17 protein-coding genes are annotated in these 16,615 nt (G+C 51.3%); 9 read left to right on the top strand and 8 right to left on the bottom strand.

The annotated features are described in order from the left end of the window. Positions 1 to 20 precede the first annotated feature (20 nt). The 6 genes from scpB to V7676_RS08325 form a co-directional block, all read right to left on the bottom strand. On the bottom strand, positions 21 to 686 hold the full coding sequence (gene scpB / locus V7676_RS08350; RefSeq protein WP_335659545.1) for an SMC-Scp complex subunit ScpB: 666 nt from the start codon (positions 684 to 686) through the stop codon (positions 21 to 23). 34 nt (positions 687 to 720) lie between these two features. Continuing rightward, entirely contained in the window at positions 721 to 1,521 is an 801-nt protein-coding gene (locus V7676_RS08345; protein ID WP_335659233.1) for a segregation and condensation protein A, read from the bottom strand. Then, complete coding sequence (nagZ, locus tag V7676_RS08340) at positions 1,521 to 2,528, bottom strand: beta-N-acetylhexosaminidase (protein WP_335659232.1); 1,008 nt, start codon at positions 2,526 to 2,528, stop codon at positions 1,521 to 1,523. The genes V7676_RS08345 and nagZ overlap by 1 nt, the downstream gene beginning before the upstream one ends. 124 nt (positions 2,529 to 2,652) lie before the next feature. After that, positions 2,653 to 3,291 (bottom strand): SPOR domain-containing protein, encoded by a 639-nt coding sequence (locus V7676_RS08335; protein ID WP_335659231.1) that lies wholly within the window; start codon positions 3,289 to 3,291, stop codon positions 2,653 to 2,655. Between the two features lie 28 nt (positions 3,292 to 3,319). Beyond that, complete coding sequence (argS, locus tag V7676_RS08330; protein WP_335659230.1) at positions 3,320 to 5,044, bottom strand: arginine--tRNA ligase; 1,725 nt, start codon at positions 5,042 to 5,044, stop codon at positions 3,320 to 3,322. A gap of 104 nt (positions 5,045 to 5,148) precedes the next feature. Next, positions 5,149 to 5,808 carry a hypothetical protein gene (locus tag V7676_RS08325; protein WP_335659229.1) on the bottom strand — a complete coding sequence of 220 codons (660 nt, stop codon included), beginning with the start codon at positions 5,806 to 5,808 and terminating at the stop codon, positions 5,149 to 5,151. Between the two features lie 157 nt (positions 5,809 to 5,965). Between V7676_RS08325 and ispH the strand changes: the two genes are divergently transcribed. Genes ispH through rnhA form a run of 3 tightly spaced genes read left to right on the top strand, consistent with a single transcriptional unit; the run spans position 5,966 to position 8,333 of the window. Continuing rightward, on the top strand, positions 5,966 to 6,925 hold the full coding sequence (ispH, locus tag V7676_RS08320) for a 4-hydroxy-3-methylbut-2-enyl diphosphate reductase (protein WP_335659228.1): 960 nt from the start codon (positions 5,966 to 5,968) through the stop codon (positions 6,923 to 6,925). After that, entirely contained in the window at positions 6,925 to 7,884 is a 960-nt protein-coding gene (gene thrB / locus V7676_RS08315) for a homoserine kinase (RefSeq protein ID WP_335659227.1), read from the top strand. The genes ispH and thrB overlap by 1 nt, the downstream gene beginning before the upstream one ends. Then, on the top strand, positions 7,881 to 8,333 hold the full coding sequence (rnhA, locus tag V7676_RS08310; RefSeq protein WP_335659226.1) for a ribonuclease HI: 453 nt from the start codon (positions 7,881 to 7,883) through the stop codon (positions 8,331 to 8,333). The genes thrB and rnhA overlap by 4 nt, the downstream gene beginning before the upstream one ends. A 43-nt stretch (positions 8,334 to 8,376) precedes the next feature. Here the strand turns inward: rnhA and V7676_RS08305 are convergent, their stop codons facing one another. Continuing rightward, positions 8,377 to 9,495 carry an NAD(P)/FAD-dependent oxidoreductase gene (locus tag V7676_RS08305; protein WP_335659225.1) on the bottom strand — a complete coding sequence of 373 codons (1,119 nt, stop codon included), beginning with the start codon at positions 9,493 to 9,495 and terminating at the stop codon, positions 8,377 to 8,379. A 13-nt stretch (positions 9,496 to 9,508) separates the two neighbouring features. Then, positions 9,509 to 10,471: an alpha/beta hydrolase gene (locus V7676_RS08300; RefSeq protein WP_335659224.1), complete on the bottom strand. Its 963-nt coding sequence runs from the start codon at positions 10,469 to 10,471 to the stop codon at positions 9,509 to 9,511. Between the two features lie 61 nt (positions 10,472 to 10,532). On the opposite strand from V7676_RS08300, the gene V7676_RS08295 reads away from it, so the two are divergent. The 6 genes from V7676_RS08295 to V7676_RS08270 all read left to right on the top strand — a co-directional run bounded on the left by V7676_RS08295 (position 10,533) and on the right by V7676_RS08270 (position 16,611). Continuing rightward, positions 10,533 to 11,006 carry an A24 family peptidase gene (locus V7676_RS08295; protein ID WP_335659223.1) on the top strand — a complete coding sequence of 158 codons (474 nt, stop codon included), beginning with the start codon at positions 10,533 to 10,535 and terminating at the stop codon, positions 11,004 to 11,006. A gap of 74 nt (positions 11,007 to 11,080) precedes the next feature. Beyond that, on the top strand, positions 11,081 to 12,040 hold the full coding sequence (cpaB, locus tag V7676_RS08290) for a Flp pilus assembly protein CpaB (RefSeq protein ID WP_335659222.1): 960 nt from the start codon (positions 11,081 to 11,083) through the stop codon (positions 12,038 to 12,040). Further along, entirely contained in the window at positions 12,040 to 13,680 is a 1,641-nt protein-coding gene (locus V7676_RS08285; RefSeq protein ID WP_335659221.1) for a type II and III secretion system protein family protein, read from the top strand. Before cpaB ends, V7676_RS08285 begins: the two co-directional genes overlap by 1 nt. 21 nt (positions 13,681 to 13,701) lie before the next feature. Next, on the top strand, positions 13,702 to 14,310 hold the full coding sequence (locus tag V7676_RS08280) for a CpaD family pilus assembly protein (RefSeq protein WP_335659220.1): 609 nt from the start codon (positions 13,702 to 13,704) through the stop codon (positions 14,308 to 14,310). After that, the gene (locus tag V7676_RS08275; protein WP_335659219.1) at positions 14,310 to 15,593 is read left to right on the top strand and encodes a pilus assembly protein CpaE; all 1,284 of its coding nucleotides are present in this window, start codon (positions 14,310 to 14,312) and stop codon (positions 15,591 to 15,593) included. The genes V7676_RS08280 and V7676_RS08275 overlap by 1 nt, the downstream gene beginning before the upstream one ends. Before the next feature lie 46 nt (positions 15,594 to 15,639). Continuing rightward, entirely contained in the window at positions 15,640 to 16,611 is a 972-nt protein-coding gene (locus V7676_RS08270; protein ID WP_335659218.1) for a type II secretion system F family protein, read from the top strand. Positions 16,612 to 16,615 lie beyond the last annotated feature (4 nt).

Here is a 16,615-nt window from a genome sequence, read left to right as displayed (position 1 = left end):
TCCTGATTTACACCCTCTACTTAAGCGCTTTCCACTGCGTTATCCAGTGAATCGATAGAGTCATCATCATTTTCTTGTGCGGTCTCTTCATCAGATGCCTGCTCCAATGGCAATTCATCTTCTCCATCCGTCTCCATCTGGTCCAATGCCAGATCGACAGGGTCAAGCAAACCGGCTGCTTTCAGGTCATCCATACCGGGAAGTTCCTTACGGCTTTGCAACCCGAAATGGGTCAAAAACTCTGCCGTTGTCGCATAAATAAGCGGTCTTCCCGGAACTTCACGGCGACCAGCAGGGCGAACCCAACCCGTCTCCATTAGCACATCCAATGTCCCTTTTGCTACCTGAACGCCTCTAATGGCTTCAATTTCTGCCCGGCTGACTGGCTCATGATAGGCGATGATCGCCAGCGTTTCCATACCAGCACGGCTGAGTTTACGGAGCTCGGCACGTTCCCGGCGAAGCAAGTGCGACAAATCATGAGCGGTTTGAAAATGCCAGCGGTCGCCGGTTTTAACCAGAGCTATACCGCGGCCTGAATAGTCGTTCTGCAAGTCATTAAGAGCGGAACGAATATCAGCTTCCTCGCCAACATAAAGCTTGATGTCTGCGATAGTCATCGGGGATTCGGATGCGAATAATGTCGCTTCTACCGCGCGAGTGATTTCATTCATTTCGGCATTCATGCCCATTATCAGGCTGCGACCGTCCTTATCTGGTTTATCCATCAGAGCTTGCCTTCAACTTTAACGGCGCAAAACTGCCCTTCTGACTAAGCAGCAGCTTTCCTTGCCGCGCGAGTTCAAGCGCCGCCACAAAGCTAGAAGCCAGCGCAGATTTGCGCAATTGCGGCGATGCGCCGGGTGGCAAAAAAGCACGAATATCCATCCAGTCAATCGTTTCACCAATCATACGTGAAACCCGCGCCAAAGCATCTTCCAACGTCATAACCATGCGCTGTTTGACAATATGAACTGGCGGGATACTGCGCAATTTTACGCGCCCATAGGCGGAGATTAAATCATAATATTCTGCCTGCCAGTGCCGGTCTTTCACCACGCGCAACCCTTCGGGAGCACCGCGAGCAAAAACATCGCGGCCAATCCGATCCCGCGCGAGCAATCTGGCCCCTGCATCCCGCATCGCATTGAGCCGTTCCAGTCGCATTTGAAGGCGGAGTGCCAATTCTTCCGGAGAAGGATCAATTTCGGGATCTTTGGGTAGCAGTAAACCGGATTTGAGATAGGTCAGCCATGCCGCCATCACCAGATAATCCGCCGCCAGTTCCAGTTTTAAAATCTGTGCGTCAGCAATATATTTTAAATATTGCTGAACCAGTTCAAGGATCGAAATTTCCCGCAAATCAACTTTCTGGTTTCGTGCCAAGGCCAGCAAAAGGTCGAGCGGTCCTTCCCACCCGTCAATATTCAAAGTCAGCGATACATCTTCTTCGGCCTGTGGCGGCGCAAAAAAGAAATTCTCTGAGTCGCTATCTACATCCGTATCCAGCTCCTCGGCCATCAGGCTGCCGCCAAGAGAGCATCGCGGCGGGAAAGCAGATCAGCCAGCTCGACGGGGGCGCTAGCTTCATCCAGCGAAGCCATCGCCCTGTCTAACCGCGTGCGGGATATGTCGCTAATCTCACCCAGCAAGTCAGCAATACCGACCATTTCGTCCATCCGGCCCCAACAATTAAGTGCAATGTCGCAACCTGCCGCGACAACATCACGGGCGCGCTCCGGCACTTCGCCTTTCAGCGCCTTCATGTCGAGGTCATCCGAAAATAGCAGTCCGTCAAATCCGATCGCTCCGCGAATAATATCTTGGATGACAGTCGGCGAAAGGCTCGCGCAGCGCTCTGCGTCCCAGGCATCATAAACAATATGCGCAGTCATTCCCATAGGAGCAGAGGACAGCGCACGGAAGGGAGCAATATCGATCTCCAATTCCTCAGCAGACGCCGTTACTTTAGGTAATTCCATATGGCTATCCACCACAGCGCGGCCATGACCAGGCATATGCTTGACGATACTGACCGCTCCGCCTCTTGTCTGTCCGTCAATAACAGCACGCCCTAGCGCAGCGACCTGCATCGGCTCGCTGCCCATAGCGCGATTGCCGATGGCATCAACCGTATCCGGTTGCCGTACATCCAACAGCGGTAGGCAATTGACGGTAATGCCGACTTCCCGAAGGCTTTCGGCAATCGCCTGTGCGTTCAGTCGGGCCGCCTCAATAGCTGTGGCTGGCGCGATATTATAGAGCTTGTCGAAAACCTCTCCTGCGGGGAATTTAGGCCAAACCGGTTCTTGCATTCGGGCAACACGGCCGCCCTCCTGATCAATCAGGATAGCGACATCATCCCGGCCATGCAGCGTGCGCAATTCGTCGGTTAAAGCCCGCAATTGAGCTTTGCTTTCCACATTCCGGCCAAAGATAATATAGCCAGCGGGTTCACTGTCTTTAAAAAATGCTTTTTCATCAGCGGTCAGGCACAATCCCGACATACCAAAAACTACCGGTTTCATGATCTTACTCTACCCAATCCCGCGTATAAATTCATGATTATATCATGCGGAAATTAAGCAGGTCGGTAAAGAAGAAAGCGCCGTTATCCACAGCGCTTCCCCAGATATCACAGCTTTGGAGACTTTATTGAGGGACGACAATACAACTTTCGCCAGCCGCCTTCAGTCCGTTACACACTTTTTGCGCAGACGATATATTGGGCGCCACTGCGTTAAGGCGAAAGATCGTACCACCTTCTACCGTGCCCTGAGTAATTTTCTTGGGCAAAGCGTCAATGTCAGCAAATCGCCGCGCAAAGCCGGACCATGCACTATTCGCTTGGTCTGCAGAACTAAACGCACCGAGTTGGATCATCGCGCTACCGGGGGCAGATGGGGTAACCGTATCCGTCTTTTTAATCGGCGCTTCGACGGGAGGCGTTGTGCCAAGCTTACCTTCGGTGCCTTGCCCTTGTGACGCGGCAAAACTGGCATCGCCTTCGCCTTCAAACTTCTTGGACTGCGGGTCATTAGGGCGCACTTTATAGTCACCCTCTTGCGCGGCGATCAATGTACCGTCGCCGCTGAGACCGCCGGCATCACGGGTTTGCATCCAGTAAATACCACCAACAATTGCAGCCAGTAGCGCTATCGCAAGTCCGACAAATAATGCGACACGAAGGGGCGAATATTCGCCCTCATCATCATAATCTTCAGCCGACTCCAGCCAAGGCAGACGATTTTCATCGTCCAGATCCAGACCATCGCTATTCACATCAGACATACTCAAACCCCATGCTAATTTTTAGCGCTCACATTTTGTCAGCGGCGCTAACCCCCATTAGCGCGAGACCGTTCTTAATCACTTGCCCTAAATATTTAGCTAAGAAAAGCCTCGCAGACGTCATTACAGGGTCATTAACCATGATTATCCGCATTTCTGGCCGGTCATTACCCATATTCCAGAAGGCGTGGAAGGCTGCGGCTAGGTCATTGAGATAAAAGGCGACCCGGTGCGGCTCGCGATTTGCGGCTGCCGATTCGACAATGCGTGGAAATTGAGCAGCCTGCTTTATAAGATCCAATTCTTCCGCGCCCAGCAATGCTAAATGTTCCGCCGACGGTCGGATATTTTCTTCGGCCGCAGCCTTACGAAGCGTCGATTGAATCCGCGCATGGGCATATTGCACATAAAAGACCGGATTGTCCCGGGACGCCTCGGTCACTTTGGCAAAATCAAAGTCCATTTGCGCGTCCGCTTTGCGGGTCAGCATTGTGAAACGCACGGCATCCTTACCGACTTCTTCAACCATATCGGCGATGGTGACGAAATTGCCTGACCGCTTCGACATTTTTTCCGGCTCGCCATTACGCAATAAACGGACCATCTGGACCAGCTTCACATCGAATTTGGTTTTGCCTTCGGTTAGCGCCGCGACAGCAGCCTTGATGCGTTTCACTGTGCCCGAGTGATCTGCACCCCAGATATCAATCAGTTCATCGGCGCTTTGCGCTTTTTGAAAATGATAAGCCAAATCGCCACCAAAATAGGTCCAGCGACCGTTGGACTTTTTAATCGGCCGGTCCTGATCATCACCAAATTGTGTGGAACGGAACAGCGGTAATTCAACCGCTTCCCAATCATCAATTATCTTGCCTTTGGGCTGTTCCAATACGCCGTCATAAACCAGATCGCGCGACCGCAATATAGCTTCGGCAGCATCCGCTTTACCTGCTTCGTGAAGTTCCGCTTCGGAGGAGAATACGTCGTGCTTAATGCCCAGCAACGCGAGATCGCTGCGGATCATGTCCATCATCCCGTCTACGGCGGCCTTGCGGAAAATGGGAAGCCATGTTTCTTCAGGTGCATCGCGATATTGGTCGCCATATTGCTGTGCCAATGCCCAGCCCACGGGTTTCAGATATTCGCCGGGATATAATCCTTCGGGAATGGCTAGAATCGTTTCGCCCAGCGCTTCCCGATACCGGATATGCGTCGATTCTGCGAGTATGTCGACCTGCGCGCCTGCATCGTTCACATAATATTCGCGGATCACCTTATGGCCCACAAATTCGAGCAGGTCCGCCAGTGCGTCGCCTACAACAGCGCCCCGACAATGGCCCATATGCATCGGGCCGGTTGGATTGGCAGAAACATATTCAATATTGACGGTGACCCCCTGCCCCTTGGTCGAACGACCATAGTCGGCGCCCAATGCCTTAATTTCTTGCAGTTCAGCGATCAACACTGCATCGCTGACCCGCAGATTTATAAAGCCCGGACCGGCAATCTCCGCCATTTTAACATCATCCAGCGCGCTCAGTTTCTCGACAATTTTTTCCGCTAGGTCGCGTGGCTTTTGACCAGCGGCCTTTGATAAGACCATCGCCGCGTTGGTAGACAAGTCCCCGTGCGATGGATCGCGCGGAGGTTCCAGCGTCACATTCTTGCGATCAAGATCAGCCGGCAGAGCTCCACTAGCTACAAGATCATCTAACGCTTTATCAATGTGTTGCTGAAAAATATGAAACAACATCGCTTCACCCCAATTATCAATAGATTATAGAGCCCGGATCAACCGAGCGATTATTACGTGTAACCTAGCATTACGTCGGCCGACTAATTTATTGGCCTAAAATATTATCGGGTAGCGTTATATTTCAACTGTTCCGAGCTCAGCTGAAATCCGATCAATAGCTCGAATGTCGATCGAGCAACCGCAGCGCGGACCTCGGGATCAGCCAATGGGTCCAATGCCGCATCTGGATCTCCCGCTTTTCTGCGTCGTGTAATCCGCTCGATTACATCTGCTGGCAACCGCGCGGCAGAAGCGTCTACATAAGAGCCCGCTTTAGCAGAGGCAGAAGCCCGATATTGCCCATCGGCGAAAGTGAGCGTCACGTTGTTAACCCGTTTTGCAACTACAGCAGTCCCGCCCTGCACCACCGTGGAAAAATACGGCACTGTTATCGTCCGCGCGCCATTGGGCCGCGAACGGAGGGCATATACGTCAAAGGTTGCCTCGGAATAAATCCGCTCGCCTTCGCTGTTGCAGGTGGAACGAACATTGGTGATATTGGCGACAACATCAATCGCGCCAGCATCTGTACTGTTAACCGGATCAAATATCGTGATATCACCAGTATAGTCCGGTATAGCGATTGCAGGACAACCCGTCCGGATGACGCTTACGCCAACACCAGAGCTAATGTCGAGCTGGCCTTCTCGGGCACAGCCCGCCAAAGCTAAAACCGTTACGCTCGTCAAAAGCAGCTTATTGAAACGCCCATTGAGTATCATGCTTATTCCTTGCCTTTAATCCCGTTCCGCACAGATTTAGTCTGTCTTCTTGTTCAGGGTTTGGAAACCCTTATCTATGCCTTTAAGAGCGCGCAACCATCCATAGGATGAACAGACAGGCTTTTCGCCGCCTCCGTTTTTCACTAAGGCATTGATTATGAATCACCTAGAACCAGAAAAACCCCGTATTAGCTTGCTTGTAGCAGCACCGCGCGGCTTTTGTGCGGGCGTCGACCGCGCGATAAAAATTGTTGAGTTGGCGATCGAAAAATATGGCGCACCGGTCTATGTCCGCCATGAAATTGTTCATAATCGCTATGTCGTCGATGCATTAAAGGCGCTTGGCGCGATTTTTGTCGAAGAATTGGACGAAGTTCCAGATGGTGTTCCGGTCGTATTTTCTGCACATGGTGTGCCCAAAGCGGTGCCACACAAAGCCGAGGAACGGGGCCTCGAATATCTCGACGCCACTTGCCCCCTGGTATCGAAAGTCCACCGGCAAGCCGAACGGCAGGTTGAGGCCGGGCATCATATTATTTTTGTCGGCCATCAGAACCATCCCGAGGTAATTGGCACCTTTGGTCAGGTGGATGAGGGTTGCATGACGCTGGTGGAAACACTGGAAGATGTCGCGGCTCTTAATCCGGCGAACCCGGAAAAATTATCATTCCTCACCCAGACTACATTGTCCGTCGATGATACAAAGGCCATTATCGAGGCACTACAAGATCGATTCCCGTCCATTGTCGGACCAAAGGGCGAAGATATTTGCTACGCCACATCCAACCGGCAAGATGCTGTGAAAAATATTGCCAAATCCTGCGACCTTTTGCTGGTTATTGGCGCGCCCAATAGTTCCAACAGCCTGCGTTTGGTCGAAGTTGCGGAACGTGAAGGCACAAATGCTTATTTGATCCAACGCGCTGATGAGATTGATCTGGACTGGATGAAAAATGTGACAACGCTTGGTTTAACCGCAGGTGCATCCGCGCCGGAAATATTGGTGCGGGAGGTTGTAAACCGCCTCAGCGAATATTTTGTCGTCGACGAGCAGCAAATATCAACAACCGACGAACATATGGTCTTTAAATTGCCACGGGGGTTAGAAGCCGCCTGATGGCCGTTTATACAAAGGTTCGTTCCGAAGAGATTGATGCTTTCCTGACGCGGTTTGACGCCGGCAGCCTCGTCTCCGCAAAGGGCATTGCCGAGGGCGTGGAAAATAGCAATTATCTGATTGAAACAACGCAAGATCGGTTCATTTTAACCCTGTATGAAAAGCGTGTAGATCCGGGGGATTTGCCATTTTTCATCGCAATGCTTGACCATTTGGCAGAAAAAGGCTGCCCCGTTCCGCCGATGATTGCCGACCGCGATGGAATAAAGATACAGCAGCTAAATGGCAGATATGCATGCCTGATCAAGTTTCTTCCCGGCATTTCATTGACCGTGCCAACTGCCGCACAGGCAGAAGCTACAGGCCGCGCCTTGGGAAATATGCACGATGCGCTGCAGGATTTTAACGCCGAGCGTCCGAATAGCATGAATCATGATACATGGCGGACACTTGCTGTTGATTGCGGCCCGCTTGAATTGGATAATATTGCGCCCGGATTGCACGATTTGGTGGAAGCCGAACTGGGCTTTCTTGATACGCATTGGCCAGATGATTTGCCAAAATCGGTGATACATGCCGATCTTTTCCCAGACAATGTCCTGATGCTGGATGATCATGTGACAGGTCTGATCGACTTTTATTTTTCCTGCACCGACGTTCGCGCCTATGATGTTGCGATTACCCACGCCGCCTGGTGTTTTTCAGAAGACGGGGTGCAATTTAATCCCGCTATTTCAAATGCCCTAATTGGTGGATATTCGGAGGCATTCAACCTAAGCGACACCGAACGCGCCGCTCTGCCTGTACTTGCACGGGCCGCAGCGCTCAGATTTTTGCTGACCCGCGCTTATGATTGGATCAACACACCGGCCGATGCGATGGTCACGCGCAAAGATCCAACGGCATTTCTCAACCGCTTGAAATTTTATCAGGCCAATCCGGATATTTTTAAAGCATGAGCGAACTTACCTATGTCGAAATCGCCACTGACGGAGCGTGCAAGGGGAATCCCGGTCCGGGCGGCTGGGGTGCATTGATCCGTCATGGCGGCAGAGAAAAAGAAATTTCTGGCGGCGAACCCGACACGACCAATAACCGCATGGAATTGCGCGCAGCGATTGAAGCACTCAATACGCTCAAACGGCCATGCAAAGTCAAATTATCCATCGACAGCACCTATGTGAAAGACGGCATCACACAATGGGTATTCAATTGGCAGAAAAATGGCTGGCGTACGGCAGCGAAAAAGCCAGTCAAAAATGCCGATCTTTGGCAGGATTTGCTGGAAGCCGTAAAGCGCCACGAAATCGAATGGCATTGGGTCAAAGGACATGCCGGTGATGCTGACAACGAGCGCGCTGATATATTGGCAAGCGACGCAGCAATGGGCATGATGGCGTATCGTTAGGACCCATTTTACGAATAGCTAAGCTTAGCCTTTGTCATCTGGTTCAACTCATGAAACGAGCGGGATCATATAGGGTCGCATCGATCGACTGAACGGAAGCATCCCGGTCCATATTCAGAAAGAGGGATTTTGCCAATTTCGCCGCTGCCGGTGCGGTCTGAATGCCAAAGCCGCCTTGCCCCGCAAACCAGAAAAAATCGGGCTGTTGCGGATCATATCCATAAACCGGCAAACGATCGGGCGAAAAGCTACGCAGGCCTGCCCATTTGCGGTTTACGACCTCGATCGCAACATCTGCTATCGATTGAAAACGATCAATTGCCAACGCAACATCCCATTCTTCAGGCGCAACATCACCAGCAGGGACCGGCGTTTCATCATGGGGACTAAGCCAGAAATTCCCACCCGCTTCAGGCTTAAAATAGAAGCTTCCATCCAGCGCAACAACCAACGGCATGTCGGCCGTTGAGGGCGGATTGGTCCGCAATTGAACCATGGTCCGCCGCATAGGCTGAATATCTATCGGGAGTGCATTTGCCAAGGTTGCCACTTGTGTGGCCCATGCGCCGGCTGCGTTGATAATCTTTCTGGCGTGAACGGGACTGCTGCCGGTGTGAATTGTCCATGTACCTTCAATGTGCTCGATCTTTTCTACTCGGCTATTGCACGATAAAGTTACGCCCTTGCGTTTCGCATCACGTAAATAGGCCATGTGCAGCCCCCCCACATCGATGTCACAACAATCCGGTTCATAAACCGCTTGATCCCAACCCGATTTCAAAGGTGGAAAAGCGTTTTTAATCTCGTCGCGGTTCCAAGGAATCATCGCAACGCCGCTTTCCGCAAATTCTGCGATAAATGGATTTATCAGATGCGTCTCATCAGAACGCGCAATATTCACGGCCCCACGGCTTACCAAGAAACTAGTTTCTGAAAAGGCCGGCAATGGATTTTTGAGGAAATCGTATGATGCTGTCGTCAATGGCTGAACCCGCGGCCCCCCGTAGCTTTCTGTCCAAAATGCCGCCGACCGTCCGGTGGCATGATAGCCGGGCTGGTCTTCCGCCTCCAATATGATGACTGAACATCGGTCGGCAATCTCGGAAGCAATGCTGGCCCCGGCAATTCCTGCTCCGATAATAGCGACGTCAAAAACGCTCATACGAACTTATCACTTATTTTGATGGTGCGACCCTATCTAGAAATTCAAAGCTGGCTTGCAATGCCTCGTTACGGACAAGATCCGCTTCCCGATATATTTCATGTGCACATTCCTTGCCGAATAGCTTCATTTCGGCATTAGGTAGAAACTGCACCGCACGTTCTATCGTGGCATGATCGACCAGTTCATCGGTTGCCGTTGCGAGAATGAGAATGGGAATATCCACAGCCTCCAGATTTTTTCGGTTTCTCAGCCGACGCGTGGATGCATAAGCTCTCTCCACCCATCGCCAGCTTGCCGGTCCCAGGCGCACTTCCGGACGCTTTTTAAACCAGAAAAATTCATCGGAGTAACGGGAGGCGTCATGCGTCAGCAAGCCCTGTCGCAACACTTCCGGTTCCAAAGGCTTCTCGCTGACTTTCCAAGCGCGGCGTTTTGCCCGGCCAAGCGAGCAAATCACCTTCGAAAGCAAATAGGCCGTCCATTCGGGCATACCGCCGCCTGCAGGTGCAAGCATAGGCGCGCTTAATATCACCGCATCAGGATGAATTCGCTGTTCTGTAAGTGCCCGCGCAACAAGATGACCGCCCATGCTGTGACCGATTACAATATGCGGTCCCGGATGATTTGCTTTCCATTGTTGGAAAAAAGCACTGAGATCGCCAACCCAAGTCGAGAAATCATCAATATGGCCGACATGGCGATGGGGACCGCAACGCCCCGAACCACCTTGCCCCCGCCAATCTGGTGAGGTGACATTCCAGCCCCGTTTGTGAAAATCGCTAAATGTCTCAAGATATTTTTCGTAAAAATCCGCGCGCCCGGTCATGAATAATATCGATCCGCGCGCTGCCTCATCCAACTGAGGCCACTCAAATTGACGGATCGCCCAGCCGTCCGGGGCTTTCCACATCAGTTCTTTGGCGTCATTGGGAATGGACCGTCGATCAAATATAGGTGATTTCGATCGGCTCAAAAACGGGCTCCGGTCATCGTGGTTACTATTTGGTAAGGCATTTTTATTAAAGCTACTTCCCATGAACGGGGAACAACTCATCTACTTGCTCTGGGGCGGATTGGCAATTGCACTGATTGTGGCAGCCATTACCGATATCAAGAGTCGTCATATTTCAAATAAGCTGAATTTGGCAATAGCATTAGGGGCACCCGTGTTCTGGATTGCCAGCGGTATGAATTTCTGGCCAGACATGGTGTGGCAGATTGGCATCGCTACAGTGATATTTACCATATTTGCCGGAATGTTTGCCATTGGCGCGATGGGCGGCGGGGACGTCAAGCTCCTTACAGCCATAGCGTTGTGGCTCCATTGGCTCACTTTAATTCAAATGTTGATCGTCATGTCGATCGCTGGCGGTGTGCTTACGCTGTTAATGATAACGGCTAAGAAAATCCAAAAAACTGAAGGTCCAGTAAAGGTTCCATATGGAGTCGCCATATCATTTTCCGGGCTTTGGATAATTTACGAACGATATTTTAACCATTTTACTTGAAAGAGAAATTGACCGCCAACGGATCGTTTAAGAGCGATTAATTTCGGTGGGGCATTCAGGAGGCGTAAGACGTCATGGACAAGAAGAAACTTATTTTGCTAATCGGCGCGTTGTTTGTGGCAGCGATCACAGCTTTGCTTGCCAGAAACATGTTCGCCGGTGCCTCCGCACCTGAGGCAGAGGCGAAAAAGGTCGAAATGCTGGGACAAGAAGTCCTCGTTGCATCTCGTGCGCTTCCCGTTGGCACCATCATCACGCCGGATGCCTTCAGTTTCCAGCCTTGGCCAAAAGATCTCGTTGAAGAAGCCTATTTTGAGAAAGAAGGCACGGACCTCGAATCCCTGATTGGCACGGTTGTACGCAATGCGATTACCGCCGGCCAACCGCTCACCAAAGGCTCTATTGTCAGCCCAGGTGACCGCGGATTCTTAGCCGCTGCGCTTGGCCCCGGTATGCGCGCTGTAACCATTCCTGTATCAGGCCTAACCGGTGTTGCAGGCTTTGTATTTCCGGGCGATCGGATTGACCTGATGCTCACCCAGACGGTCCAAGGCGATGGACCTGAACTGAAAGTTTCAGAAACCATAATTCGCAACGTTCGGGTGCTGGCAACCGATAACCGGGTTACCCAGACAACGAACGAAGAGGGCCAAGCAGTCCCCAAAACAGCCAAATTGGTAACATTGGAAGCCACACCAAAAATTGCTGAAAAAATTGCAGTGGCCCAGACATTAGGTACCTTGAGTCTTTCGCTACGCTCCTTGGCTGACAGCTCGGCCGAGCTTGAAGAAGCCATCGCTTCCGGTGAGATTAAATTACCTAAAACAGATGATCCCGCAGAAGAAGCAGCAATGATCAAGTCTCTGGCGGCGCGACCAAGTTCCAAAAAATCGACCTATTCAACCGGTGGTGAAGTGTCGCGCTTTGAAGCACGCACGCCTCCGCCGCTTGCCAAGGAAGAAAAGCCCGAAGGACCAAAAGTTCGGGTGGCGCGCGGTAATGCCGTCAACGACGTACAGTTTGGAGACAAATAATGTCCACGCTATTTATAATAGATCGTCATTTGGCGAAAAACATCCCGATTAAAAAGACAATGGGCACGGCAATTGCCGCTGTGTTGGCTCTGTCTGCAACCGTCAATGGCTCTGCGCCGCTAAACGCGCAGTCGGTCAGCGTGACAGTACCGCAATCGCGGATTTCAGTTGCCGTGGGGCGTGGCAAGCTGATTACATTACCCGCATCCATTGAAGATATTTTTATCGCTGAAAAAGACATTGCGGATGTCCAAGTGCGTTCGCCGCGCCAGATCTATATCTTCGGCAAGTCCGGTGGCCAGACCAGCTTTTATGCAACCAGCGCCTCTGGTAAGGTAGTATATTCTGCAGAAGTGTCTGTCGGAGCGGAAATATCATCGATCGATCAGATGCTAAATCTGGCAATGCCGGATGCAAAAATTTCGGTTAGCACGACAAATAATTTTGTCTTGTTGACGGGTACAATTGCTAATCCGGATGACGCCGAGGAAGCTGAAAATCTTGTTCAGGCCTATGTCGGTGACACAACGAAGGTCATCAGCCGATTGAAAACCGCAACGCCGATGCAGGTAAATTTGCGTGTCCGCTTTGCTGAGGTCAGCCGTTCTTTGACAAAAAACATGAACGGCAATGTCTTAACACGCGATAACACAAGTGGATTCCAGTTCGGTGTAGCTCGCGGCCGTAACTTTGGCACGATCACCAATTTCGATACAAGCGGGTTCCCTTCGTTGGACGCATCCAATCTATTCGGTCTGCCAGCGGGTTCGATTTCGCTGCCGTTCAACACAGCAACGGGGCAATTTGTAACGCAAGGCGGCACAGCGTTTAATTCCACTCAGGCAAGCGGCCTCGATACGATCACCGCTGCAGGACGCCTGTTCGGACTTGATATTTCAACTGCCTTAGATGTTTCCGAACAAATTGGTCTTGCCACAACTCTGGCATCGCCAAATCTGACAACAATTTCTGGCGAAACGGCGACCTTCCTGGCTGGTGGCCGCTTCCCGATTCCAATTTCTTCCGGCTTGGGGGAAATTACCATCACCTATCAGGAATACGGCGTTGGTTTGTCCTATACGCCGACGGTTCTATCCAACGGTCGTATTTCGCTTCGCGTCAAACCTAGCGTGTCCGAACTTTCATCCACCGGTGCCGTATCTTTGAATGGTATTGAAATTCCTGCGATTACAACCCGCGAAGCGGAAACAACTGTTGAGCTTGGCTCTGGTGAGAGCTTCATGATCGCCGGGTTGATGCAGAACAGCTATAACTCCTCGATCACAAAAACGCCTGGGCTGGCCGATATGCCCATTCTCGGGAACCTCTTCAAATCAGATGGTTACCGGAAAAACGAAACCGAGTTGATGATCGTTGTGACACCATATCTCGTCAAACCTGTGAACGATGACGAGATTGTTTTGCCGACTGACGGGTTCAAACAGGCGAATGATTTTGAACGGGTAATTATGAACCGGCACAGTTCAACCGGCACGGACGACCGTCCGAAGCCATCCGTTGCCCCGCCGGTATCTTCTGGCCCTGAGCTTGGCAGCCTCGCTACTCCAGCCAGTAATAAATCTGCCCAGAATTCCAAAAAATCTGGTGGTTCTGCCCCCGGTTTCAGCTTCGACAAATAGTCCGTCTCAGGAGAAAACATCATGCGTTTTGTTTCTATAGCTCTAGTAACCGCTCTCGGACTGTCTGTCACAGCATGCGGTAGCACTACAGCCAACCGTACCGTGAACAGCGAACGACAACCGGTTGTTACCCGGTCCCATTTCACTCTTGATGTCAATACTTCAGGGTCGGGATCGCTTTCCTCCCACGAACTCGGCCGCGTTTCCGGCTGGTTTGATGCTCTGGAGCTGGGATATGGTGACCGTGTCTCGATTGATGACCCAGGCTTTAATGCCGGAGCTACGGCTCGCAGCGAGGTCGAAACCTTAGCGGCACAAAAAGGATTGCTGATCAGTGATATTGCCCCGGTAACCGAAGGTAATATTCCAAGCGGTACGATGCGCATAGTAATATCTCGGTCAACTGCAGCCGTTCCCGGCTGCCCTGACTGGAGCAATCGTAGCCATACTGATTTTCAGGCACGCACGAGCGAGAATTACGGCTGCGGCGTGAACAGCACAATGGCGGCGATGATCGCCGACCCTGAAGATCTGGTTCGCGGTCAAAGACGTGGCGGTGAAGATCAAGCCGAGGCATCAAAAGCAATTCGTGCCTATCGTGATAAAGCCAAAAATGCTGGAGGCCTATAATGAACGCTCCTTGGAAACCCGGTGCAGTGAACGGACGCGATCCATTCTCCGCTTTCGTCTGTGATGAAGATACACTAGATCTGCTTCGTCCTGTCGTTGAAGAAATGGGCTGGCCTGTCGACAAGTGCCATAAAGGCGGACTTCGCAATGCAGTGCAATCGCTCTCGGTTGCGGCAAGCCCGAATATTTTGATGGTTGATCTGTCTGAATCTGGTGATCCGTTGGCGGATATCAATTCGCTGGCCGAAGTTTGTGAACCCGGCACTGTGGTTATCGCCATGGGTCAGGTAAATGACGTTCGCCTTTACCGGGATCTAATTGTCAGCGGGTTGCAGGATTATCTCCTTAAGCCATTTAGTCCCGAACAATTGCGCGACGTGCTGAGCCAAGCGCAGGCCACGCTCAACGCTCCGAAGGCCGAAGATACAGGCAGTGAGAAAACCCATGTTTCCACCGCAGTTATCGGAACACGCGGCGGCGTTGGCGCTTCGACTATTGCGACCTCTTTGGCATGGTTGTTGAGCAAAGAGAAAGAGCGTTTGACCGCCCTTCTCGACCTCGATGTCCATTTTGGTACTGGCGCCCTTGCGCTTGATCTGGAGCCCGGCCGCGGTTTGACCGATGCGATCGACAACCCAAGCCGGATTGACGGCCTGTTTATCGAACGCGCAATGATCAAGGCGAACGACAAGCTGTCTCTACTGTCTGCAGAAGCGCCGATTAACTCGCCGATGATGACCGACGGAACGGCATTTTTCCAGTTACAGGAAGAGTTTCGCGCTGCTTTTGAATGCACCGTAATCGACTTGCCCCGTGAGATGCTCATCAACTATCCCCATCTTCTGGGTGATGTGAATGCGACCGTCATTGTCACTGAACTGACATTAGCTTCTGCACGGGATGCTATTCGCTTGCTGTCGTGGCTAAAATCCCATGCGGCCCAGAGCAAAGTCATTGTAGTTGCCAACAAAGTATTATCTGGCGGTTTGGAAATTTCCCGCCAGGATTTTGAAAATTCAATTGAACGCAAAATCGACATCATGATTCCTTCTGATCCCAAAACAGCGGCCCACGCGGCCAAATTGGGTCAAGCCTTTGTCGAAGCCGGGAAATCGACTAAAGCTACTAGCAAAATCATCGCACTGGCTGAGCATATCCTTGGCACTGTTGAAGCCGCGAGCGAAGATGGTACCGACAATGCGAAAACTTCGTTGATGGACAAATTTGGAGACATGAAATCGCTGTTGTCGTCCAAGAAAAAGAAAGCAGCCGAGACTTCTTAATCGTGATGAAGCAACGGCTACTTTCTAACATGCAAGGATGCACATAATGGATATGATGCAGATCACCATCATTGGCGTGGGAGTAATAACCTTCCTGCTGCTCGTCATATTTGCTTTTGCTGGCCCTTCCGTGGCGACAGCAAAAACAAAGCGGCTCGAAAAAATGCGCTTTCGTCATTCCGACAGCACCAATTCAAAGATGGAAGCACAGATGAAAAAGGTGGTCAGTGCCCGCCGGAAAAATCATCGCCCTTCTGGATTAAAACAGTCGAGAATGGATAGACTCGCAATCCGGCTAGATCGAACTGGTCGCAAATGGACGATACCTCAATTTTTCTATGTTTGCAGTGGCTTAGCTACCATTGTTGCTGCCGGTCTTTATTTTAAGGGAGCACCATTGCTTCTCTGCCTGTTTGGGGGAACCGCAATAGGTTTCGGATTTCCGCATATGGCAGTCGGATTCCTCATCAAAAAACGCGTTGCGAAATTTACGGCATCATTTCCGGATGCCATCGAGCTTTTGGTTCGCGGCCTGCGCTCTGGTCTTCCGGTCACAGAAACCATTGGCGTAGTTGCCAAAGAAGTTGATGGCCCGGTGGGTGAGGAATTTACAAAGGTCGTCGACCGGATCAAAATCGGACGGACGATGGAAGATGCTTTGGGAGAAAGTGCCAAACGGCTCGATACGCCTGAATTCAAGTTCTTCTGTATCACCTTGGCCATCCAGCGGGAAACCGGTGGTAACCTTGCGGAAACGCTAGCTAACCTAGCAGATGTGCTGCGTAAACGTAGTCAGATGAAGCTGAAGATCAAGGCGATGTCCTCTGAATCTAAGGCCTCAGCCTATATCGTTGGTTCGCTGCCGTTTATCGTTTTTGCATTGGTTTACTCGGTTAACCCCACTTATCTCGCAGGATTCTTCTTTGAAGAGCGCTTGATTATTGCGGGACTTGGCGGATTGACCTGGATGAGCATTGGTGTGTTCATCATGGCCAAAATGGTCAACTTTGAAATTTAAGGTG

Origin of the sequence: Parasphingorhabdus sp., from assembly GCF_036963805.1 — a bacterium.
GTDB lineage: Bacteria > Pseudomonadota > Alphaproteobacteria > Sphingomonadales > Sphingomonadaceae > Parasphingorhabdus.
Note: the sequence above shows the minus strand (reverse complement) of the source record. Positions and strands in the feature narration are given on the sequence as shown.